General features: G+C 56.9%; 23 protein-coding genes. 1 reads left to right on the forward strand and 22 read right to left on the reverse strand.

The genetic code is table 11. The features are described 5' to 3' along the window. Positions 1-6: 6 nt before the first annotated feature. Positions 7-465, reverse strand: a complete 459-nt coding sequence (locus tag ABNS66_RS06405; protein ID WP_239547685.1) for an NAD(P)H-dependent oxidoreductase — start codon at positions 463-465, stop codon at positions 7-9. Positions 466-580: 115 nt separating this feature from the next. On the opposite strand from ABNS66_RS06405, the gene ABNS66_RS06410 reads away from it, so the two are divergent. Further along, on the forward strand, positions 581-1,021 hold the full coding sequence (locus ABNS66_RS06410) for a VOC family protein (RefSeq protein WP_204995775.1): 441 nt from the start codon (positions 581-583) through the stop codon (positions 1,019-1,021). Positions 1,022-1,024: 3 nt separating this feature from the next. On the opposite strand, the gene ABNS66_RS06415 is transcribed toward ABNS66_RS06410, so the two are convergent. The 21 genes from ABNS66_RS06415 to ABNS66_RS06515 all read right to left on the reverse strand — a co-directional run bounded on the left by ABNS66_RS06415 (position 1,025) and on the right by ABNS66_RS06515 (position 21,338). Further along, the gene (locus tag ABNS66_RS06415; protein WP_027873927.1) at positions 1,025-1,630 is read right to left on the reverse strand and encodes a transglycosylase SLT domain-containing protein; all 606 of its coding nucleotides are present in this window, start codon (positions 1,628-1,630) and stop codon (positions 1,025-1,027) included. Next, positions 1,630-3,651, reverse strand: a complete 2,022-nt coding sequence (gene ligA / locus ABNS66_RS06420; protein ID WP_348655263.1) for an NAD-dependent DNA ligase LigA — start codon at positions 3,649-3,651, stop codon at positions 1,630-1,632. Before ligA ends, ABNS66_RS06415 begins: the two co-directional genes overlap by 1 nt. A 22-nt stretch (positions 3,652-3,673) precedes the next feature. Beyond that, entirely contained in the window at positions 3,674-4,585 is a 912-nt protein-coding gene (zipA, locus tag ABNS66_RS06425; protein ID WP_348655264.1) for a cell division protein ZipA, read from the reverse strand. A 109-nt stretch (positions 4,586-4,694) separates the two neighbouring features. Continuing rightward, positions 4,695-8,195 carry a chromosome segregation protein SMC gene (gene smc / locus ABNS66_RS06430; protein WP_348655265.1) on the reverse strand — a complete coding sequence of 1,167 codons (3,501 nt, stop codon included), beginning with the start codon at positions 8,193-8,195 and terminating at the stop codon, positions 4,695-4,697. Positions 8,196-8,320: 125 nt separating this feature from the next. After that, positions 8,321-9,538: a c-type cytochrome biogenesis protein CcmI gene (gene ccmI / locus ABNS66_RS06435; RefSeq protein ID WP_348655266.1), complete on the reverse strand. Its 1,218-nt coding sequence runs from the start codon at positions 9,536-9,538 to the stop codon at positions 8,321-8,323. Then, a complete protein-coding gene (locus tag ABNS66_RS06440; RefSeq protein ID WP_204995780.1) occupies positions 9,535-10,023 on the reverse strand; it encodes a cytochrome c-type biogenesis protein in 489 nt (162 codons plus the stop codon). Before ABNS66_RS06440 ends, ccmI begins: the two co-directional genes overlap by 4 nt. Beyond that, positions 10,020-10,568: a DsbE family thiol:disulfide interchange protein gene (locus ABNS66_RS06445; protein ID WP_204995781.1), complete on the reverse strand. Its 549-nt coding sequence runs from the start codon at positions 10,566-10,568 to the stop codon at positions 10,020-10,022. The genes ABNS66_RS06440 and ABNS66_RS06445 overlap by 4 nt, the downstream gene beginning before the upstream one ends. After that, positions 10,565-12,529: a heme lyase CcmF/NrfE family subunit gene (locus tag ABNS66_RS06450; RefSeq protein WP_348655267.1), complete on the reverse strand. Its 1,965-nt coding sequence runs from the start codon at positions 12,527-12,529 to the stop codon at positions 10,565-10,567. The genes ABNS66_RS06445 and ABNS66_RS06450 overlap by 4 nt, the downstream gene beginning before the upstream one ends. Beyond that, positions 12,526-12,999, reverse strand: a complete 474-nt coding sequence (gene ccmE, locus ABNS66_RS06455) for a cytochrome c maturation protein CcmE (protein ID WP_204996043.1) — start codon at positions 12,997-12,999, stop codon at positions 12,526-12,528. The genes ABNS66_RS06450 and ccmE overlap by 4 nt, the downstream gene beginning before the upstream one ends. A 27-nt stretch (positions 13,000-13,026) precedes the next feature. Continuing rightward, positions 13,027-13,212, reverse strand: coding sequence for a heme exporter protein CcmD (gene ccmD, locus ABNS66_RS06460; protein WP_348655268.1), 186 nt, complete (start codon positions 13,210-13,212; stop codon positions 13,027-13,029). Positions 13,213-13,225: 13 nt separating this feature from the next. Continuing rightward, positions 13,226-13,969: a heme ABC transporter permease gene (locus ABNS66_RS06465; protein ID WP_027873936.1), complete on the reverse strand. Its 744-nt coding sequence runs from the start codon at positions 13,967-13,969 to the stop codon at positions 13,226-13,228. Between the two features lie 30 nt (positions 13,970-13,999). Then, the gene (gene ccmB, locus ABNS66_RS06470; protein ID WP_348655285.1) at positions 14,000-14,677 is read right to left on the reverse strand and encodes a heme exporter protein CcmB; all 678 of its coding nucleotides are present in this window, start codon (positions 14,675-14,677) and stop codon (positions 14,000-14,002) included. A gap of 5 nt (positions 14,678-14,682) precedes the next feature. Continuing rightward, positions 14,683-15,345: a cytochrome c biogenesis heme-transporting ATPase CcmA gene (gene ccmA, locus ABNS66_RS06475; protein ID WP_348655269.1), complete on the reverse strand. Its 663-nt coding sequence runs from the start codon at positions 15,343-15,345 to the stop codon at positions 14,683-14,685. A gap of 140 nt (positions 15,346-15,485) precedes the next feature. Continuing rightward, complete coding sequence (locus tag ABNS66_RS06480) at positions 15,486-16,292, reverse strand: Hpt domain-containing protein (protein ID WP_286695740.1); 807 nt, start codon at positions 16,290-16,292, stop codon at positions 15,486-15,488. 137 nt (positions 16,293-16,429) lie between these two features. Beyond that, positions 16,430-16,810 (reverse strand): response regulator, encoded by a 381-nt coding sequence (locus tag ABNS66_RS06485; RefSeq protein ID WP_286696198.1) that lies wholly within the window; start codon positions 16,808-16,810, stop codon positions 16,430-16,432. A 79-nt stretch (positions 16,811-16,889) separates the two neighbouring features. Beyond that, positions 16,890-17,717 (reverse strand): MinD/ParA family protein, encoded by an 828-nt coding sequence (locus ABNS66_RS06490; protein ID WP_348655270.1) that lies wholly within the window; start codon positions 17,715-17,717, stop codon positions 16,890-16,892. Continuing rightward, on the reverse strand, positions 17,714-18,271 hold the full coding sequence (locus ABNS66_RS06495; protein WP_348655271.1) for a hypothetical protein: 558 nt from the start codon (positions 18,269-18,271) through the stop codon (positions 17,714-17,716). Before ABNS66_RS06495 ends, ABNS66_RS06490 begins: the two co-directional genes overlap by 4 nt. Before the next feature lie 3 nt (positions 18,272-18,274). Beyond that, the gene (fliN, locus tag ABNS66_RS06500) at positions 18,275-18,664 is read right to left on the reverse strand and encodes a flagellar motor switch protein FliN (RefSeq protein ID WP_204995788.1); all 390 of its coding nucleotides are present in this window, start codon (positions 18,662-18,664) and stop codon (positions 18,275-18,277) included. A gap of 18 nt (positions 18,665-18,682) precedes the next feature. Continuing rightward, positions 18,683-19,636: a flagellar motor switch protein FliM gene (fliM, locus tag ABNS66_RS06505; RefSeq protein WP_286695743.1), complete on the reverse strand. Its 954-nt coding sequence runs from the start codon at positions 19,634-19,636 to the stop codon at positions 18,683-18,685. Between the two features lie 59 nt (positions 19,637-19,695). Further along, entirely contained in the window at positions 19,696-20,028 is a 333-nt protein-coding gene (locus ABNS66_RS06510) for an Hpt domain-containing protein (RefSeq protein WP_348655272.1), read from the reverse strand. Between the two features lie 29 nt (positions 20,029-20,057). Beyond that, the gene (locus tag ABNS66_RS06515; protein ID WP_348655273.1) at positions 20,058-21,338 is read right to left on the reverse strand and encodes a FliG C-terminal domain-containing protein; all 1,281 of its coding nucleotides are present in this window, start codon (positions 21,336-21,338) and stop codon (positions 20,058-20,060) included. Between the last annotated feature and the right edge of the window lie 34 nt (positions 21,339-21,372).

The raw sequence follows: 21,372 nt of genomic DNA on the forward strand, positions 1-21,372 counted from the left end.
AGTTTTTTAATAAATACCCATCTCCAGTCCGGCTACCATCGCTTCCGCAAGCTCTTCTAGCGCCGCAAAGTCTTCAGCTTGCGGTGGCCCTTTACAGATAATCGCCTCGGTGACCGGCTTCAATACCATGCCTTTAGCAATGCGCTGAAGCGCTCGCACTGCACCTTCGCCATCATTGCCGGTGCACAAGTACGCCGCGTAGGGAAGAATCAGTTCGCGCGCGCAGGCGGGGTAAAAACTTCGATCCAAAAAATCCTTCAATGCGCCAGGAAGCTGACCAAAATTTTCAGGGAAGACCAACAACAGCGCTTCAGCCCATATGACATCTCGACTACCCGCCTCGCTCGCGCGAAGCAGGCGCACGCTAGCGCCGGCTGCCTCAGCACAACGCGCTGCCGCGTAGGCGAGTCGTAAATTTCTACCCGACTGACTGTGATACACAATAAGTAAATTGCTTTTAGCCACACTTACTCCGCCTGATATTTTGTTGGTACTGTGTTCACTCGGCTCTGCCCCTAGCGGTAAGATAACGCAGCACAGCCATTGCCATCCATAGACCACCAACTAGAAGCCAGAATTTATGAAGTATCTACATACCATGGTGCGGGTCGCCGACCTTGAGGCGTCAATGCATTTCTACTGCAACCTACTGGGCCTGACAGAAGTGGCGCGCTATGACAGCGAGCAAGGGCGCTTCACGCTGGTTTACCTGAGTGCAAGCGCAGATAAAGAACAAGCAGAAAGGGACAAATGCCCCACGCTGGAGCTGACCTATAATTGGGACCCAGAGAAGTATGATGGAGGACGTAATTTCGGCCACTTGGCGTACCAGGTAGACGATATTTATGCCTTGTGTAAAAAGCTGCAAGACGGCGGGGTCGTCATTAACCGACCTCCTCGCGATGGCCATATGGCCTTCGTGCGATCGCCAGACAATATTTCCATTGAGCTTCTGCAAGCAGGTGAGGCGCTGCCTCCGGCAGAGCCCTGGCAGTCCATGCCCAATACCGGCGAGTGGTAGACCTTAGAAAAGACCGAAGAACCAACCGCCTTTTTTAAGGTCCTCTTCGCAACGTGCCAACTGCGCAGCGTAGCTGCGCGAGCGCGCCGACACTTTGCCGGCAACACGCTGTAACCAGGGCTTGCCGGCGAAGGTCCGGCGTTTAAAACCGCCGTGGCCCTCATGGTAAGCCAGATACAAAGAATAGGTATCGGTGTTGGCGATGCCATTGGTGCGTCGGCTCACGTTGTTGTACCAGCCGATGAAGTCTATGGCATCCTCAAAGTCATCGCGATCGGCGCCCCAATTGCCCGACTTATCCTTGTACCAATCCCAGGTTGCATCTTTAGCCTGAGGATAGCCGTAGGCGTCAGACATACGCCCTGCAGGAATAAAGCCCAACCAGTATTTGCGTGGCGGCTTGGCGTCAGCCACGAAACGCGATTCCTGATACATAATCGACATCATCACTGGAATGGGCGAGTCCCAGCGTTTAGACGCCTCGCTGGCATCGTCATACCAGTCGTCTTTCTCGCGAAAAATCGCGCAAATATCACCGGGGTTACGCGGGGGCGCCGTCGTACACGCCGTCGATAGCAGCAGTGCGAGAACCAAGAAAACATAGCGCATCAAAGCTTCTCCCGGTCGAACAGTGCCAGCAGCTCGGCCTCGTTAATTATTGAAATCCCCAGTTCCTCTGCCTTGCGCAGCTTGGAGCCGGCATTCGCCCCGGCGGCCAAACAGTCAGTTTTTGAGGACACGCTGCCCGCCACTTTCGCCCCCAAGGTCTGCAACTTTTCCTTGGCCTGACTACGCGTCATCGATTCTAAGTTACCCGTTAACACCCAAGTCTGCCCGGCAAGCGGCTGGTCGGTATCGCTGCGCGAAACCACCTCGGGCCAACTAACACCACAGTCGCGAAGTTGGCGAATCACCGCGCGGTTGTGATCACTCGCAAAAAAGCTATGTATATGACTCGCCACGATCGGGCCCACATCAGCAACCTCCAAGAGCGATTCTTCAGAGGCCTCGGCCAGAGCGTCTAGTGTTTGAAAGTGCTGGGCTAAATTCAGCGCCGTGGCCTCGCCCACTTCGCGAATACCCAGCGCATACAAGAATCGTGCAAAGCTGGTATCTTTTGAGGCAGTCAGCGCCGCCAATAAATTCTCCGCCGACTTCTTACCCATACGCTCTAGCTCGACGAGCTGATCGAGAGACAGCTTATACAGGTCTGCCATGGTCTCGATCAACCCGGCATCCACCAGCTGTTCCACTAACTTATCGCCGAGGCCATCGATATCCATCGCCTTGCGACTGGCAAAGTGCTTAATCGCTTCTTTGCGCTGGGCCGCACACACCAGCCCACCCGTGCAGCGCAATACCGCCTCACCGGGCGCCCGCTCGAGCTCGCTGTTACAAACAGGGCAACACGCCGGCACCGCGATGTCTCTAACGCTGGCTTCTCTGCGCGCCAATACCACCTGCACGATTTGAGGAATAACATCACCGGCGCGGCGCACAACCACCGTGTCGCCAATTTTTACGCCGAGACGATCAATTTCATCAAAGTTATGCAACGTGGCATTGCTCACCGTTACGCCGCCCACAAATACTGGCTCCAATTTTGCTACCGGGGTTACCGCACCCGTTCTGCCCACCTGAAATTCCACATCGCGGAGAACGGTAGTTTCTTCCTGCGCTGGAAATTTGTGTGCAATCGCCCAGCGCGGCGCCCGTGAAACAAAGCCCAGTTTTTGCTGCAGCGCGACGTCGTCTACTTTGAAAACAATGCCGTCGATGTCGTAACTCAGGCTGTCCCGGCGAGACAACAAGCGATGGTAGTAATCCACACAGGCGTCTACGCCCTCAACAACCGCCATTTCAGCATTGACGCGGAACCCCCAGTCGGCCAATCGCGCCAGCGCGTCACTGTGGCGCTCAAACCACGAGTCACCGGCAACAGCAACGCCGTAGCAGCACATTTCCAACGGCCGCTTGGCGGTGATTCGGCTGTCGAGCTGCCGCAAACTGCCCGCTGCCGCATTGCGTGGATTAACAAAGGTTTTGCTGCCCTGCTCCCGAGCCTCATTATTGAGCTTTTCAAAGCCCGCTCGGGGCATATAAATTTCGCCGCGCACTTCCAGCTCAGAGGGCCAACCCTCGCCTTTCAATTTCAGGGGTATAGACTGAATCGTTCTGACATTTTCACTGATATCTTCGCCTGTTTGGCCATCGCCACGGGTCGCTCCCCGAACCAGCACGCCGTCGACATATAACAGGCTAACGGCGATACCATCGAGCTTTGGTTCACAGACATAGCCGAGCAGATGCTCGCTTTCTAAGCGACCGCGAATACGCGCATCGAAATCCCGCAGTTCCTGCTCTGAAAAAGCGTTGTCGAGCGACAGCATTGGCGTTTCATGACGCACCTGGCTGAAAGCCGCCAGCGGTGCTCCCCCCACCCTGCGCGTTGGTGAGTCGTCGCTACGCCACTCCGGATATTGCTCTTCCAGCTCCTGGAGTTCGCGGAACAAGCGGTCATACTCCGCGTCGGGAATACTGGGTTCGTCGAGCACATAGTAGCGGTGACTGTGCTCGTGAAGCTGCTCGCGCAGGCTTTCCAAGCGTGCGCGGGAAGAGGCATCGGACATTGATAAGACCGTAGTAGCGAAATTACATCAGGGTGAGTTGGCGGCGTTCAAAATCGCGAATGATCTGCCGGTAGTGCTCCAACGTTTGTTTCGTCGCCACACTGTGGGTTTGGTCTCGCAATTCACCACCGAGGTTTTTTACCAAACAACGCGCGGTTTCCAACATGGCATCGAAGGCTTGCATGCTATCTTCGGGGCCCGGCATATTCATAAAGAAAACCACCCCCGGGGTGGAGAAACCGTCGATTGCATCCAGGTCAAAATTACCTGGCTCGACCAAATTCGCAACGCTGAACTGCTCGGCACCACTGCCGTCGGCCTTTTCAAAACGGTGGAAAATATTCATCCGTCCATAGCGCAGGTCGCAGGCCAACAACACCTGCAATAAGTCGGCCCCGGCATAGGGTTTACCCTCATCGGCAACAACATTCAGTACGATGAGTTCCTGGGGCTCACTCGCCGCCGGTTTTTCAGACTGGCGGGGAGCAGGCTCGCGCTCTACCCGACGCGGCGCAGACACTGCCTCATCAGTAAATGCCTCGTCCGGTTCGATAGCGGGCTCAGTTGTCGATGCCTTGCCCAGTGCTGGCTCTGAATCAGGCACCACCGGCGTCTCGGCCACAGGGCCCTGTGTGGTTTCAGGTGCGGAATAATCACGCATCAACACGTCGTCATCGTCGTGGGACGCCTGCGGCCTATGCTTTTGGCTGGCGTCGCGCTGGTGCAAGCTCGGCGCCTCGCGAACCGCAACGACCCTTGCCTCACCCGGTAGCTCGGGATTAATCAGCTCTTCTTCAGCTTCGCGGCGCTTTTTCGAGGCGAGCCGCAGCGTGTCTTTACGCTCATTGCGCATCCGGCGAAAACCGTCTAACAAAACGGCTATCGCCAACAATGCCCCTATGATAATCAACCAATCTCTTACGCTGAGATCCATTATTCGGCCCTTATCTGCCTGTTATACGGCCCGCTCAACACACTCGACGCGGACTTCGTCCTGTTCGAGTCGCATTTGGCGATATTGTTCCACGCGGGCACCGAAATATCTAGGAAGCGATCATCTCTGCCGCTTTCTCCAAATCCACCGACACAAGGCGTGAGACACCTGGCTCATGCATGGTGACCCCCATTAGTTGGTCGGCCATTTCCATCGCGATTTTATTGTGGCTGATGTAGATAAACTGCACGTCGCGGGACATCTCTTTCACCATGCGAGAGTAACGGCCAACGTTGGCGTCATCCAGCGGCGCGTCAACCTCATCCAACATACAAAATGGCGCAGGGTTAAGCTGAAAGATTGAGAATACCAAGGCAATTGCCGTGAGCGCCTTTTCCCCGCCGGAGAGCAAGTGAATGGTCGCATTGCGCTTACCCGGAGGCCTCGCCATGATAGAAATACCGGTATCCAATAGGTCGTCGCCGGTCATTTCCAGATAGGCGCTACCGCCGCCGAACACTTTCGGGAAAAGCTCCTGCAAGCCGTTGTTCACCCGGTCAAAGGTTTCTTTAAAGCGGTTGCGCGTTTCTTTGTCGATACGGCGAATGGCATTTTCAAGCGTTTCCAACGCGTCCTCTAAATCGGCGTTCTGTGCATCCAGATAATTTTTGCGCTCTGACTGTTGCTTGTATTCCTCTATCGCCGCCAGGTTAATCGGCCCCAGGCGGGCAATGCGTCGGCCCACAGCCTCTAACTGCTCTTGCCAGGCGGCTTCGCTTGCCTCATCGGGCAAGCTTTCGAGAACGGACTGAAGGTCAAATTGTGCTTCTTGAAGTTGGTCCTGCAGACCTTTGCGCCGTACCTGCAAGCCCTGATTCTCAACCCGGGCGCCCTCGAGCTTACTGGCGACTTGTTGCAGGCGCTGCTCGATGTCGTGCCGTCTTTGCTCGTGCTGACGAAGCTTCTGATCTACCTCTTCCAATGCGCGACGCGCCGCGCTGAGCTCTTCTTCAACAAGCAGGCGCTGCTCAAGGCGGGCCTCTAAATCCAGCTTCAAATCATCGATTGGCGAGTCATTGTCGTCCAGGTTCTCTCTGAGCTGTTCTTTGCGCTCGCGCAATTGCTCTAACTGTTCCTCTGTGCGGGCAATATTTTGTAGAGCAGCATCGCGCTGGGTTTGCAGCGACTGATAGCGCATCGCGAGCTGGTGGGCGTGATCCTTGCTCTGCCGCGCTTTTTGACGAACGGCATCGAGCTGCGAGCGGTTGTTGTCGCGCTCACTAAGCAGTTGTTCGCGACGCCCCGAGTCTTGTTCCATCGCCTCAATGGCATCCTGCAAGGTCATGCGTGCATCGGCCAGCGATTCCTGCTCCATCTCAAACTGATTGCGCAACTCGTGAATATCACTGTCCAGCCGCTGGCGGCGCTGGCTCTGCTGCTCGCTCTTTGCCTGCTGAGCACTTAACTGCGCCCGCAATTCACTCTGCTGCCGGCTGTGTTGCTGAAGCTCGCGCTGCACCGTTTCGCGATCGGCCTCCAGCTGCTTCAGCTGCTCCCGGCTTGCATCCAGCTGTTCGGTAAGCGCCGCTAGCGCCGCTTCGCCCTCATCTATCGCTGCTTTGAGTTCTTGCAATTCTTCCTGGCGCTGTAATACGCCGCCTTGCGCCGTGTCTCCGCGCCGAACGCGAAGCCAATCTCTCCCCAGCCACAAGCCCTCCGGGGTCACCAGTGACTCACCCGCTGCAAGGCTCGTTCGACGCGCCAGGGCGTCCGCCAAACTGTCAGCCGTTTTCACATTCGCTAGCACGCCTTGCAACGCCGGCGAGCCGGAAACCATCGCGGCGAGGCTATCCGCCTTCACGCCAACATCGCCACTTTGCGCCTGTTCAACAACGCAGAGCTGGCCCTCTTGAAGCTCTGACAACAGGCTTTGAACACCCTCCAGGCTGTCGATACACAGCGACTGCAGCTGCTCGCCAAGGACTGTTTCGACGGCGGTCTGCCAGCGCTCTTCCACTTGCAAGGCCTCGGCGACAATAGGCTTATCTGCCAAGCCATGTTGCTGCAACAATTCAGAAAGGGCTTTGTCACCCTGCCCTAAGGCCGCCTGCTGCAATGCTTCAAGAGATGCCATCCGCCCACGTAAACGCTGCATTTCACTGCGTTGGCGGTCCACCTCATCACTGGTTTCACGAATGCGCTCACGACATTGGCTAATTGACGGTTGCAGCTGGTCGTGGCGTTCCTGCAAGGCCTCGCCTTCGAGCTCAAGGGCCATTGCTTGTTCCTGCAATAACTCCAGATCACCGTCGTCACCTTCAGTCAGCCCGGCGCGCTCTCCTTCGGCTTTCTGAATACGCTCCTGCAGGCGCTGCATGCTCAGCTCTAAATGTTGAATGCGAGACTGCTCCACTTCAGCCCGTTGACGCGGCCCCGCCGCATTTTGGTTGAATTCGTCCCAGCGCTGCTGCCATGACTGCATCGCATCTTCTGCTGCCAACAAGGACTCCGAGGCACTCTCCTCTTCTGCCTGGCTGATTTCCAGCTCAGGTTCGATGCCCGCCAGCTCCTCTTCCCACAGCTGAATTTTACTGCGGTCACCGTCCAGCAGACCGGCCGTCTCCTGGATATTGATTTCAAGCCGCTGCAGGTCAGCGTCCAATTGGCTGCGGCGCTCTTGCTGATGCTGGATACTCTGTTCTACGCGGGCGATATCGGCGCCAATACTGTAAAAGCGCCCCTGCACCTCATTGAAGGTATCATTGAGCTGAGTGTGCTCGTCGCGCGACTGCTCAATGGCGGTGCCCAGCGATACTTGTTCGGTGACAACCGCTTCCCGGTCCAGCTCCAGTTCGCGTATCACCGCCTCTTTCTCGCCGACCTGGCCATCCAGCGCCTTCCACTGCAACACCTGCAGTTGCGCTCGCAACAGACGCTCTTCTTTTTTGTATTCGGTGTATTTTTCAGCGGCGGCGGCCTGGCGCTGCAAGTGCTGTAGTTGTCGTTCTAACTCGTCGCGTAAATCTGTTAAACGTTCCAGATTCTCATGCGTTCTGCGCATGCGGTTTTCGGTCTCGCGGCGGCGCTCCTTGTACTTAGAAATACCGGCCGCCTCTTCGATAAACACCCGCAGTTCTTCTGGCTTCGATTCGATCAAGCGCGAAATCATGCCCTGCTCAATAATGGCATAACTACGCGGCCCAAGACCGGTGCCAAGAAAGATGTCGGTGATGTCCCGGCGCCGACACTTGGTGCCATTCAGGTAGTATTCTGAGGCGCCTTCGCGAGTGACTTTGCGTCGAATGGCAATTTCGTTATAGCGGGCATATTCGCCGCCTAACTTTCCCGCCGTGTTGTCAAACACAAGTTCGATAGAGGCTTGGCCAACGGGCTTGCGGTTAACCGACCCGTTGAAGATGACGTCCGTCATCGATTCGCCGCGCAAATTTTTCGCCGAGCTCTCCCCCATGACCCAGCGCACCGCGTCGATAATATTGGATTTTCCGCAGCCATTTGGACCAACAACCGCAGACAGGTTGCTGGGAAAATGGGCTGTGGTGGGGTCGACAAAAGACTTAAAACCCGCCAGTTTGATACTTTTCAGACGCATAAAAACCGTAACCAAGCTTTGTGCCTATCCCTTTGTTGTTATCCGCAGAATGCCTGCGTTGGGATAGGACCAGATGTATGCAAAGCGCGATTATAGCCCGAGAACCGGGCAACATCAGTAGAAATTCAACGTGCGGCGGGCTGTAGCTGATCAATAAGCAGACTGACCGGCTGCGACGTGGCGTCACCACGCAACGTGGCGGCTGCCGACACCCAGTCACCGGGGCTGCGCATCGCCACCGCTTTAACACTAATGTGGGCGGAAACGCGCAGCGAATCAAAATCACTGAGGGTCGCGCCCTGGCGAATCACGTCACTGTCTGTCACATACACCGTCAGCGGAAAGGCCGCCGTGCCAGCCCGCACTGGAAGCCGCACTGCGGCAACCGGCATAGGCGAGCCACTGGGCTCTCGCACAACCACAAACAGCACGCCATTTGGGAAGTCACCCAGCGCCGGCGCAATATCCACACTCAGCTGCAAGCCCTCAATAGCCCCGGTTTCAATCGCCAGGCGCTTCGCTTCGTTTAAACCAGCGGCGATAACCATCGCCTCGCCCGTCTGCGGATCGAGCCCCATCTGAAGACGCTGCCAGTACGTGATCGCATTGAGATAGTCACCGGCAGCAAAGGCGTCGATACCGAGCACGCCCAGAGCCGTGCCCTGCTGGGGATTCACTGCCAGTGAGCGCTCAAGCAGGCTGCGTGTCTGCGCATCTATCACGCGGTTAGCCGATAAATAGCGCGCCTGGGCCAGCTGGGCGAGAATATCGGCATCCTGGGGAAATAAATTAAGCAGGCGCTCGTAGTACTTCACCGCCTCCGCGTAATTACCCTGCTGGCGGCGTATTGATGCCATCGTCATCAATAACTCCGCGTTCTCAGGCCGGCGAACTAAAATATCATCGACCAGCGCCTCGAACCGATGTAGATCATCTTCGCTGGGCTGGTCGGCGGCAAATAACTGCTGCTGAACGTCGAGAAGCCGATAATCCAGCCGATAGCCAAGATAGTCGTACAACGGCAGGGCAAGCGCGGGAAGCAATAGCAATGACAGCCAAAGCACCGGCCCGCGCGAAATTCCAGCGCGAGCCGAAAACTCTGCATTCTCTTCCAGCAACTGCTTGTCCAGCTCAGCGTTGAGCTCAGCCATTTGCTCCTCGCTGATCAAACCCATCTCACGGTCGTTGAGTAGCTCACGCTGTCGCTGGCGATAAAAATCGCGCTGCGCCTGACGGTGCTGTGCTTTATCGTCACCGATCACCCGGCGCGAACGAAACGCCAGCAAGCACAGGCCCATGGCTAGCGCCAATAGCAAGATAACACCGAGTACAAGTGGACTCATGAATTACCCCCAGAGCGTTCAGAAGGCTTTTCTTCGTCGCTGAGCAACGAGTCGAGCGCAGCGCGGTCGTGATCATCGAGTGGCTGAATCGGCACGCGGCGGGTTCGCCGCGACGCCATCAGCGCCCAGATTGCCAAGCCACCGAGCAGCAAGCCCACCGGCAACAACCAGAGAACCGCCGTCGCGGCATTAAACCGCGGCCGATACAAAATGAAGTCGCCGTAGCGATCAACCATGTATTGGGTAATTTCAATGTCTGACTTGCCGGCCATGATCATGGCGTGTAACTGCCGACGAAGATCCTGAGAGATTGCCGAATCGGAACCAGACAAATTTTGGTTTTGACACTTTGGGCAGCGCAGCTCTTCGATAAAGGCATTGTAGCGCTGGCGCTGCAAATCGGTATCGAACTGGTAGGTTTCAATAACCGCCCAGGACGGCAACGCCAAAAGCAGCAGTGCGAGGAGCAACACGCGGTGGTTCACGGCGACGCCTCCTCCAGTGAGCTGAGCATGGGCGCGAACTGCTCATCCCAGACTTTTTGATCCAGTGCGCCCTGATAACGGAAGCGCACAATGCCCTCGGCGTCGACGAGGTAGGTTTCCGGTGCACCGGTCACCCCCAAATCCAAACCTAAAGTGCCCTGCTCATCAAATACCGTTGCAAAGTAGGGGTCGCCCTTTTCCGCCAACCACTTCAGGGCGGGCTCGCGTCGATCCTTGTAGTCAACGCCCAAAATTGGCACGCCGCGCTCCGCTAATTCCACCAGGAAGGGGTGCTCGTAATGACAGGTCGGGCACCACGTTGCCCATACGTTGACCAGCAACCACTGTTTTGGAAGCTCTGCCCGGCTGAGCGACTCACCTTGCAGGGTTGGCAAAGAGAACTCCGGAAAGGGCTTATTGAGCAATGCCGATGGCAGCGCCGTGGGGCTGTAGTCGCCGGTTTGCACTCGGCGCTGCACGCCGAAGAAAATGGCCACCAGCACTAAAAAGATAATCAGCGGCAAAAATAGTTTAATCCTGCTCACGCTTTCCCCCTCGAACCACCAGTAATTTTTCCCCGGTAGCGCTTATCGCAAATCGCTAACAAACCACCCAAAGCCATGAGGATGCCCCCCAACCAGATCCAACGCACAAAGGGTTTAATATGTATTCTGACCGCCCAAGCGCGCTCGGCAACAGGCTCGCCAAGCGCGATGTACACATCGCGCAGCACGCCGGCATCGATCGCCGCCTCGGTCATCACCTGCGATGCGCGGGCGTGGTAGCGGCGCTTCTCGGGCGTTAACTGCGCCAGTAGCGTGTCACCGTCATACAAACTAAAACGCCCCTGCTGCCCCTGATAGTTAGGGCCATTAATGGCCTGAAGGTCGTCGAAAACAACCCGATAGCCAAAGGCGGTTTCGGTACTCTCTCCCACATTCATACGCAGGTCGCGTTCGTCTTGAAAGCTGGTCACCATACCCACGCCGATAAGGGCCAAGGCCAGCCCGAGGTGGGCCACAAGCATGCCGTAGTAAGACGGTGTCAGGCGTCGCAAACCCGCGACAACATTCGACGCATTGCGGGTCTTATCGCGCAAATTAATCAGTGTCGTCGCGACAATCCATACAAATAGCAAGGCCCCGGCACTGGCAGCGAAATGAAATTCGCCGCCGTACAGCCACGGCACCGCTACTCCTAACAGCATTGAGGCCAACAACGCCGCAAGCATCGCACTCATCCAGCGCTGGGTATTACTGCGTTTCCACTGCGAACTGGGGCCAATACCCACCAGCAGCGCCAGCAAGCAGGTAATGGGTACAAACAAAGCATTGAAATACGGCGGCCCCACCGAGTATTTACCCAGGCCGGCAAAATCCATAATGAGGGGGAACAGCGTGCCGAGCAGCACGGTCAATGCGGCAACCACCAGCAAAATATTATTTGCCAGCAGCAGCGCTTCTCGCGATAGCAACTCGAATGGCTTGGCACTATGTTGCGACGGCGCCTTTAAGGCATACAGAGTTAACGAGCCGCCAACCACGACAACGAGAAAAGCCAGAATAAACATTCCTCGGGTGGGGTCTGCCGCAAAGGCGTGCACCGACGTCAGCACCCCGGAGCGGACCAGGAAGGTGCCGAGCAAACTCAACGAGAAGGCAAAAATCGCCAGTAACAGTGTCCAGGACTTAAAAATGCCCCGTTTCTCTGTGACCGCCAAGGAATGGATCAACGCGATGCCTACGAGCCAAGGCATGAAAGAGGCATTTTCGACTGGATCCCAAAACCACCAGCCACCCCAGCCAAGTTCGTAGTAGGCCCACCAGCTACCCAGTGTGATACCAATGGTTAAGAACAACCACGCGATATTGGTCCAGGGTCGTGACCACCGCGCCCAGCTGGCATCCATACGCCCGCTGAGTAAGGCTGCGATGGCAAAGGCGAACGCCACGGAAAAGCCCACATAGCCGATGTAGAGCATCGGTGGGTGAATGACCATGCCAGGGTCTTGCAGCAGGGGGTTGAGGTCTTGGCCATCTGCAGGGGTATTCAGAAGGTTGCGCGCAAACGGGTTCGAGGTAAACAGGGCAAAGCCGAAGAAGCCAATGGCAACCATGCCCATGACCGACAGCACTCTCGCCAAAATATCCAAGGGGAGTTGCTTGGAAAACACCGCCACGGCAACGGTCCACAGGGTCAGAATCTCCAACCACAATAACAAGGAGCCCTCGTGACCACCCCACAGCGCACTGAATTTATACGCGACGGGTAATTGAGAGTTGGACTGCAGCGCCACAATATTGACGGAGAAATCATCGCTGAGAAAAGCGTAAAACAGAGCGCTTATGGCCAGCGTGGTGAACAGACACTGCCCCCACGCCAGGGTCGCGCCTGCAGCCATTGCGCGCCGGTCTCCACGCCAGACACCCAACATGGGAACAACCGCTAATAACAGCGCAAAAGCAAAACCAAGAATGAGCGAGAAGTGCCCCAGTTCAATAATCACGAGCCGTTGTACTCCTTGCCTGCTGTCGCCTCCTCGGCACGTGACTGCGCAGATTTTTCCAGGGCTTCGCTGACTTCCGGCGGCATATAATTTTCGTCGTGTTTGGCCAGCACTTCATCCGCGTAAAACACCCCGTCTTCAGCAAGCCGACCGGTAACCACCACGCCTTCGCCCTCGGCGAAGAGATCAGGCAAGATCCCTTCATAGGCCACCGCTACGCTGGCACTGTAATCCGTCACGCGAAAGCGAACTTTCAGGCTGTCAGTGGCACGCTCCACGGAGCCCTCTTCCACCATCCCGCCAGCGCGAATCTTTTTGTCGACCGGCGCTTTGCCCGCGACAATATCGGCAGGTGGGTAAAACAGGTTAATGTTCTCTCGCAAGGCGTAACCCAAGAACGCCGCCGCTGCCGCACTGGCAAGTAAAATAAACACGACGATTCCAAGGCGCTGTTTACGCAGGGGGTGCATGGCCATTACAGCCTCCGTAGCAATAATTTAAAACTGATTTTCAGCCTGACGACGGCGGGCCGCTGCCGCCGCTAGCGCCCGCGCATTGCGACCGCGACGCCGCGATTCAAATACCAGAGCAACCAGCACGATCGCACTGGCGGCAAAACTGAACCACACGTAAGGGCCGTGACCATCCATTTGCCAAAGCTGTTGAAGATTTGCAAATACCACTATTACCTCTCCCTTACTTGCCGCTCACCAACGCTTGCACCCAACGGGTATTTTTCTCTCGCTCAATAATTTCGGCGCGAACGAACAGCAACAGTACCCAGCCAAAAAACAGATACATACCGCTGAGCGTTGCCATCAACGGGCGCAACATCGTCGGGTGAATTGTTGATTCACCGACAAACTTGATGCTGGCAGGCTGGTGCAGGCTATACCACCACTCGACAGACCAGTAGATGATCGGGATGTTCACCGCCCCAACAATTGCCAGCACCGCGCAAGCGCGCGCAGCGGCGTCGCGGTTTTCAAAAGCTTGATGCAGGGCGATCAGCCCCAGATACAGGAAAAACAGAATCAATACGGACGTGATGCGGGCGTCCCACACCCACCATGTTCCCCAGGTGGGTTTCCCCCACACAGCGCCAGTCAACAGCGCAAGAAACGTCAGTGCCGCGCCAATCGGCGCCGCGGATTTCATGACAATGGCCGCCAGCTTCATACGCCATATCAAATGTACTGCGGCCGCGGTTGCCATCAGCATATAGCCGCCCATCGCAACGGCGGCGGCGGGAACGTGGATGTAGATAATGCGAAAACTATTACCCTGCTTAAAATCAGCGGGTACAAAGGCGAGCCCCCACACACAGCCCCCAACAAGCAATAGCAAGGCGGGAATCGCCAACCAAGGCAACAGGCGCCCGCTAAATTGGTAAAACCAGCGTGGGGAGCCCCATTTGTGAAACCATTGCCAATTTGCCAAAGCCAGTCTTTCCTTAATTCAAACCAATACTTACTGATCCACGCTAATGCGCAGGGCGCCCCCAATGGCCAGCGGCGCCAGCGCGAGGGCTGTCATCAACAGCGCCGCCAACACCGCCAGCGGCGGCAGATATGCCATGCCATCGATGGCGCTTTTCACCGCTGCACTGCCAAAAATCAACACCGGAATATACAGGGGTAAGACAATCAACGACAGCAATAGTCCACCCTTGCGCAAACCGACCGTCAAGGCGGCGCCAATCGCACCGATAAAACTCAATACCGCCGTGCCAAGCAACAGGCTAACCATCAGTACAACAAGCCCCCCAGAGGGCAACTGCAGGATGGTTGCCAACAAGGGCGACAACAGGCTCAGCGGCAAACCACTGACCAGCCAGTGACCGAAGGTCTTCGCCAGCACCAGGGGGTACAGCGGTAGCGGGCTCAACAACAGCTGTTCCAAAGTCGCGTCGTCGTAGTCTCCGCGGAACAGGCCATCTGTTGCCATCATTGACGCCAGCAAGGCCACCACCCAGATAATGCCCGGCGCTAACACGGCCAATTGCTGTCGCTCGGGGCCGATACCCAGCGGAAACAAACTGCAAACCATTAAGAAAAACAGCAGGGGGTTGCTCCACTCGCTACCGCGTCGCAGCGCAGCCTGCAAGTCGCGTCGCAACACGGCAAACATCACCGCACCAGTGCCCATCGGGATCACGACGCCCTCCCCAGCTCTATACGGCGCAATGGACGGGGCAACGACAGCGGATGGTGGGTGGTTAACAACACCATTCCCCCGTTATCGGCAAAGTCGCAGATCCACTGCTCTATTTCCGCGACACCGCGCTGATCTATAGCGGTGAAAGGCTCATCCAATAACCAAAGCCGGGCCGGGCAGCAAAATAGTCGCGCCAGATTTACACGTCGCTGCTGACCCGCTGACAAGCTGTAGCAGGGCTGCTGAATAAAGTCGCCCAGCCCCACTGTCGTCAGGGCGCGATGCAAATCGGTGTCGGCAACATGCTGCCCCCGCACCGCACAACTCCAACGCAGGTTTTCCAGGGCGGTCAGCTGCGCTTTGATACCGCTGCCGTGCCCCAGATACAAGCTGTGCTGCCGAAAGTCTTCGCGTTGGGTGATCAAATTCTCACCCCGCCAGTGAATGTCGCCCTCGTAGCGTGACGACAAACCGGCGAGAATCTTTAGCAACGTGGTCTTGCCACTGCCATTGGGGCCGGCCAGTTGCACAACGTCTCCAGCGCTAACAGACAGCGACAGGCCCGCAAACAACACGCGCTCATCTCGCTCGCTGTATAGGTTGTGTAACTTGAGGTCTGGTGACGACAAACTCACTCTCGCTGCTAAAGGCCACCGCATGGCGGCAGTCCGATTTAAAACGCGGGTAAGTATATACGAAATAACATTGAAATCCGCGCCCGGAATCTGGCGCGGCAATTTGTCGCAGCGGCAAAAGCCTCGCTGACAGGCCGGTGAGTGCACCCACTACGAGGTGGCGGTTACTGACCGCCGGATTGATGGCGCTGTAGCCAGCGCTCCATATCCTGGGTCACGAGGTCGAGGTAGGCTAACGCCTTATTCAGCTTGTCGCCCTCACTCTCACCTCGAAATCCCATCAAGCGATTGCGCACCCAGGCCAATTCGCTGACGAGGTCACTGATTTGCGGCTCGCTGACACGCGCCGCCGCGGGTGCCGATTTCAATTCCTTGTCCACCACCGAAGTCGCTGGGCTATACAGGCTATCCAGCAAGGTGTTCAATTTTGCATCGGATTGCGGCGCGCGACCAGAGGTGGCGGCAGGCCGTGGGTTCGCCGCCGATGACCGCCCCCCTGCAGCCGCGTCGAAAAATACATCCAGTAAGGCATCGCCACTACGCGGCGCGGGCGCTTCGGGCTTCGCTTTCGACTCGTCACCAGCCTGCCCTGCAGCCTTCAGCAGGCGTCCTCTGAGTTCATCGGGAATTCGATTAACGGTTTGGTGATTAATCAGCCGGCTCAACATCACTTCAATCGCGCTTGTCGCACCGATAATCAGCGACACCAGACTCGGGCTGAGGGCAATACGCCGCGTTCTGAGCCTATCCATTACGCGTTCACTTAAACGCGCACACTCGGTTAGCTCGGCCAGTTCCAGGACCGCAGCACCGCCATAGAGGGTGTGAAAGCCACGGTGGATATCATCCAGTATTCGCTGACCATCATAGCCGTACTGCAGCTCTTCCAGCTGCGCAAACAAGCCCTTAACAATATCTTCGGCTTCCGCCAAAAATATCGCCAGGATACCTTCGTGTTCGTTTGCGTCCACAGTATGCACTCTATTGTTATTGATCTCAGGCCAGCTGGATCAGCGAATCCGGATTTGTAATGGCTGGCAATTATGCGCAAAGTCTTGCAGTAACACTGTTGGCCCGGTCACAAAGGGCCAATTTTGTAATCAAATGGTCATGTTTTCGACGTATTCGTGCAAAACAGCTCACGAATTTTGCTTTCCAGCATTGCCGCCGTAAACGGCTTAACGATGTAGGCATCCACCCCAGCCTGCGCAGCGGCGAGGATTTTTTCCCGCTGCGCATCAGCCGTGACGATCATCACCGGTATATGCCTCAGGGCACTATCGGCGCGAATAACCCGCAACAGCTCCAAGCCTCCCATTTCAGGCATCAACAGATCGGTAATCACTAAGTCGAAGTGTTGGTTGTGAAGCATCGGCAATGCCACGCTGCCATCATCAGCTTCACTAATGCGCGCATAACCCAGATCGTTGAGCAAATTGCGCATCACACGACGCATGGTGGCGAAATCCTCGACCACCAGAATTCTGATATCGCGCAAGGACGACGCCCCCCGGGCGGGCGAGTCGCTACCGACATCACTGCTGGCAAAAGGATCGGGGGAGCGCTCATCACTCATGCGGCGCCTCCATTCCAACGGGCTGCTGAATCAGGTTCTCTAGGAAAAACGCAAGCTGGCCCGACGGCTTGCGCGGCAGAGGCCAATCGCTCACCCGCATTGCCAAGTCCCGGAACGCCCGCGAGGCCGGCGCACTCGGGGCATAATCGACCACTGGCTGTTGCTTTTTCACCGCCTCTCTCAATGCCGGGTCAAATGGAATGCTGCCGCTGTAGATGAGACTGACTGTTAAAAACTGCTCGCAGACACCTGCCAGCTTTTGAACCAAGCGGCGCCCCTCATCTTCGTCGCTAACCATGTTGGCCAGAATGCGGAAACGTTGGCGGCCAAAATCACGATTCAATAATTTGATCAGCGCATAGGCGTCGGTCAGTGACGAGGGCTCATTACAAACCACCACCAGCACCTCCTGGCAGGCGTTGGTAAAGGTTAAAACGGTGTCGGTGATCCCCGCTGCCGTGTCGACGATCAATACGTCCAGCTGCGAGGCCAGGTCACTGAATGCCCGGATCACACCGGCATGCTGTAACTCACTCAGGCGAGTCAGCTGCCGTGCGCCGGAGGATGCCGGGATTATGCGCACACCAGACGGCCCGCTAATCATTGCGTCTTCCAGCGAACACTCACCACTAAGGACCTGCTCAATAGTCTGCGGGGCCGACAGCGACAACAAAACATCAACGTTAGCCAAGCCAAAGTCGGCGTCGAGAATCGCCACGCGCTTACCCTGGTGCGCCAGCGCCACAGCGGTATTGATAGCGACATTGGTTTTTCCTACACCGCCTTTGCCGCCGCTTACCCCAATAACCTGAACCGTCATAAAGCGCGTCTCCCGGCAAGGGTGTTTTGCGGGTATCGATAGCTACCAAGATAGCGGTGCCGGGTATCGAGGTATCGCAATCCGATTTGGGCCAGCTCGCGCCTAAGCAGTCGCTGATGCAATGTGGGGCAATCAACAAATACCAGGCCGCTGGCGGTCGACCACGCTTCCCGGTATGCCTCATACACGGGATTTACGCGCATGGTGCCGAGTAAGCCGCCCAGCCAAAGCCCAAAGAAAATCAACGCGCTGGGCAGGGCGTAGCGAACCACTGCCTGCATCGCCTCGGAGAGCTCGCGGCTGTATGGCCAGAGTACGGTAATCAACACCGCTGACATGACAGCGGCCCAGACTGCACCACGCCAGCTGAGCCCAGGAATATCACTCAGCTGCAGCTCATTGAGATGTGGCAACGACGCTGCCGGAGAACGCGCCTCGTCCCTCGCCCACAACCTCAGGCGCCAGTGCGTGCCCTGCTCACGCTGCATCTGCGCCCAACATTCCAGCGCAGACAGTGCGGATGCATCGGGAATAACAAATACCAGTTTATTCATAAGCTATCGCAGCGACTGTAAGCGTTCGGTGGCACTCACAACCTCGGTCAGCCGAATACCAAGTTTGTCATCAACCACCACCACCTCTCCCCGCGCAATCAGTCGGCCATTGACGAGGACATCCAGCGGCTCGCCTGCTTGACGATCCAACTCCACCACCGCGCCCTGCTGCAACTGCAACAGGTCGCGGATGGCCATGTCACTGCCACCCACCTCCAGCGTGACGCGCACGGGAATGTCCATCACCATATCGAGGTCCGGCGCCGCCGCTGTGCGCTCTCGAAGTCGGGCCTGCCCCAGCAGGTCAGATGCTCCAGACGACTCTCCCTCTTCCGCTTCTATTTGTTGGCGCAGCATCTCACGCTCTCGCCGCAGGTTTTCTGGCTCTGTCATTGCCTCACTCCTTATACGCTATGCGCGCCCTTTTATTTTTAACGCCAACTGCCCCTTGCTCATACCGACACTGGCCTTGAGCAGCGATACGCCGGATGCCCGAATTTCGGCTTGCTGACAACTCCCCAAGCTCAGCACATCCCCCACTTTTAAATTGGCGACCTGCCCCAGTGTCATCGCCTTATCTGCCAACACGCAGCGGGTAGGCAGTGGCGTATCCAGCACGGCGCGCTGCATGGCGCCTTGCCACTGCGGGTCGGGTGCCCGGCTCTGCGCCAACTCACTCTGGGAGAGACTCTCTCGCAAGGGCTCGAGCATTGCCAGAGGAAAACACATATGCAGCTCGCCACCGCCGCCGCCCTCGGCATCCAATTGAAAACGGCAAACCACAACGGTGTCCGCCGCGCCAACGATATTGGCCAGCGAGGGATTCAACTCGGTGCCCATCGGCTTACACTGCAGTGCGGCAACAGGCTTGCACGCCTCTTCAAAGTCAGCGTGAGCGCGGCTGAGGAGCTTGCCGATCAGCCGCCGCTCGGAGGGGCTAAAATCGCGACCATCCGGCACACCCTGGGCCTCACTGCCGCCGAAGTAGATTTCCACTAAGCGAAAGACCAAGCGCGCATCAAAGACCATCATCGCCGTACCCAGTAGCGGCTCGACGCGCATTAAATTCATACTTGAGGGGATATACAGCGAGTGAAGATATTCCGCGTAGGGCGAGAATTGTAGCTCCAGCAGGCTGACATCAACGTCCTGCCCCAGCACGTCGAGCAAACTACTGCGAAAATGTTCGGCAAAGCGCTTACTCAGTTGCTCTAAACCCGGCAGGCGACGTGCCTTCGGTTGCTGCCGACTGGCCAGATCAAACTGGGCATAGCTGGGCTTGGGCTCGATGCCGGGAACTGCTGGCTCGTCCTTCACGGCGGCCAGTAGCGCGTCTATCTCTGCTTGAGAAAGCAAATCCTTCATCGCTGCTTCTGCCCCCTCGGCCACCACCAGCCTGTGTTAGTCAAAAAAATGACGCGCACTTAACAACGCTCCCTGAGTACCCGAAGTGTTGTTGCAAAATGTTCCTCAACACGCCGAAGCGCCAGGTTTGCCGCCGCGGAATCTGTGTCCTTTGCGGCACCCTCCAGGCACTTGCACTCCTCAGCCAAAGCCAATGCAGCCATCCCTAATGCCCCCCCTTTTAAGGTGTGCGCAATGCGTCGCAGCCGCTCAAAGTCGCTGGCGGCGAAGGCGTCTTGCGCATCAGCGATACGCTGCTGACAATCGCGCTCAAAACTCGCGACCAACACACCGATATCGCTGCCCATAACCCGCCGAAGTTCGTCGTATTGTTGCTGGTCAATTGTTGTCATAGCTATCCCTGCAAAAGCCAATAAGCTAGTTAGTTTCCAAGTGATAATTTGCGACTGTCGAGCACGATCTCGCCAACACCTGCCAGCCGTTTAGCGGCGGCAACAAGCTCCTGTTTGGCGAGCTCTACTTCGCCGTTAGAGGGCTGCCCAAGCAGACGCTCTTCAGGGTGCTGACTCTGCAGCGCATTTTGCAATGCCGCACGTAATTCACCGGTGGCGCCTTCAAGCGCACGCAGCGCGGTCTGCGGGTTGAGCTGAGATACCAGATTTTTCATATCGGCCTCCGTCAAGCGCTGCAACTGATCAAAGCCAAACATCTGGTCTTCAACACGCTCGGCCAGGCCTGGGCGATGCTCCCTCAAGCCCTCCAATAACGCACTTTCATCGGCAACATCCAGCTCATTAAGCAGCGCGGCTGCCAGGCTTTCCCCGGTTAAACGGCGGCCACTGTGGCCACGCGCGTTCAAGTATTCTTCAATCAACCAATCCAATTCCGCCAACGCAGCGGTCGACAGGGACTCCAGCGACGCCAAGCGGCTGAGTAACTCCCTGCGTCGCTGGGGGTCAAAACAGGTAATAACAGCCGCCCCCTGCGCCGGCTCCAAACAGGCGATCAGTACGGCCTGTATTTGCGGATGCTCCCTGCGAAGCATGTCCGCTATGGTATCTGCCGCCAACCACTTTAATTTAGCGATCTGCTGCGACTGCCCCTGCAGTGCCAGGTTGCTTTTCACTAGGGCCGCCCGCTCTTCACCGAGGGCCTCCTCAAGCAAATCGCGAATATCTTCTGCCTGGCTGGGCCGCACCAGGGAAAACTGCAGCATATCGTCGTTAAAGCGTGCCAGTAATTGCGCTAGCTGCCCGGCATCCGGCGTTGCCAGGGTGGCCATGTAGCTGGTCAATGCTTGAATTCGTTCCGGGCTGAATTCGCGCATCACGCTTGCGGCAACCTTCGCCTCCAGGGCCATTAGCACCATGGCGGCTTGCTCGGGGGAGCACTGTGAGGTTTGCCCGTCCAGCCAGTGATCAATCACCGCCGCGACACGCGCTGGTTCATCCTCAGCGGTGGTGCGCAGCAAACGCAAATGAACACCGTAGTCGACCCGTTTATGTTTTTTGACTCGGGGTTTGGTCGCTGGCTGCGACATAAGCTGTATAAATAGCGCAACGGCGAGGCTTGCGCCGCCGGACAACAGGCTCACACTGAGCCACTCCGCCTGCCTGAGCAGCGCCGCGACAGCTGCGCCGCCGAGCAATGCGACCAGCAGGAAAAACTGGAATGTAATCAGCACGCGCGGGGCTATTGCCATTGGCTAGCCCCTCCACTAACAGTCATTTTTTTGA

It is taken from the genome of uncultured Spongiibacter sp. (genome assembly GCF_964011655.1).
GTDB classification, from domain to species: domain Bacteria; phylum Pseudomonadota; class Gammaproteobacteria; order Pseudomonadales; family Spongiibacteraceae; genus Spongiibacter; species Spongiibacter marinus.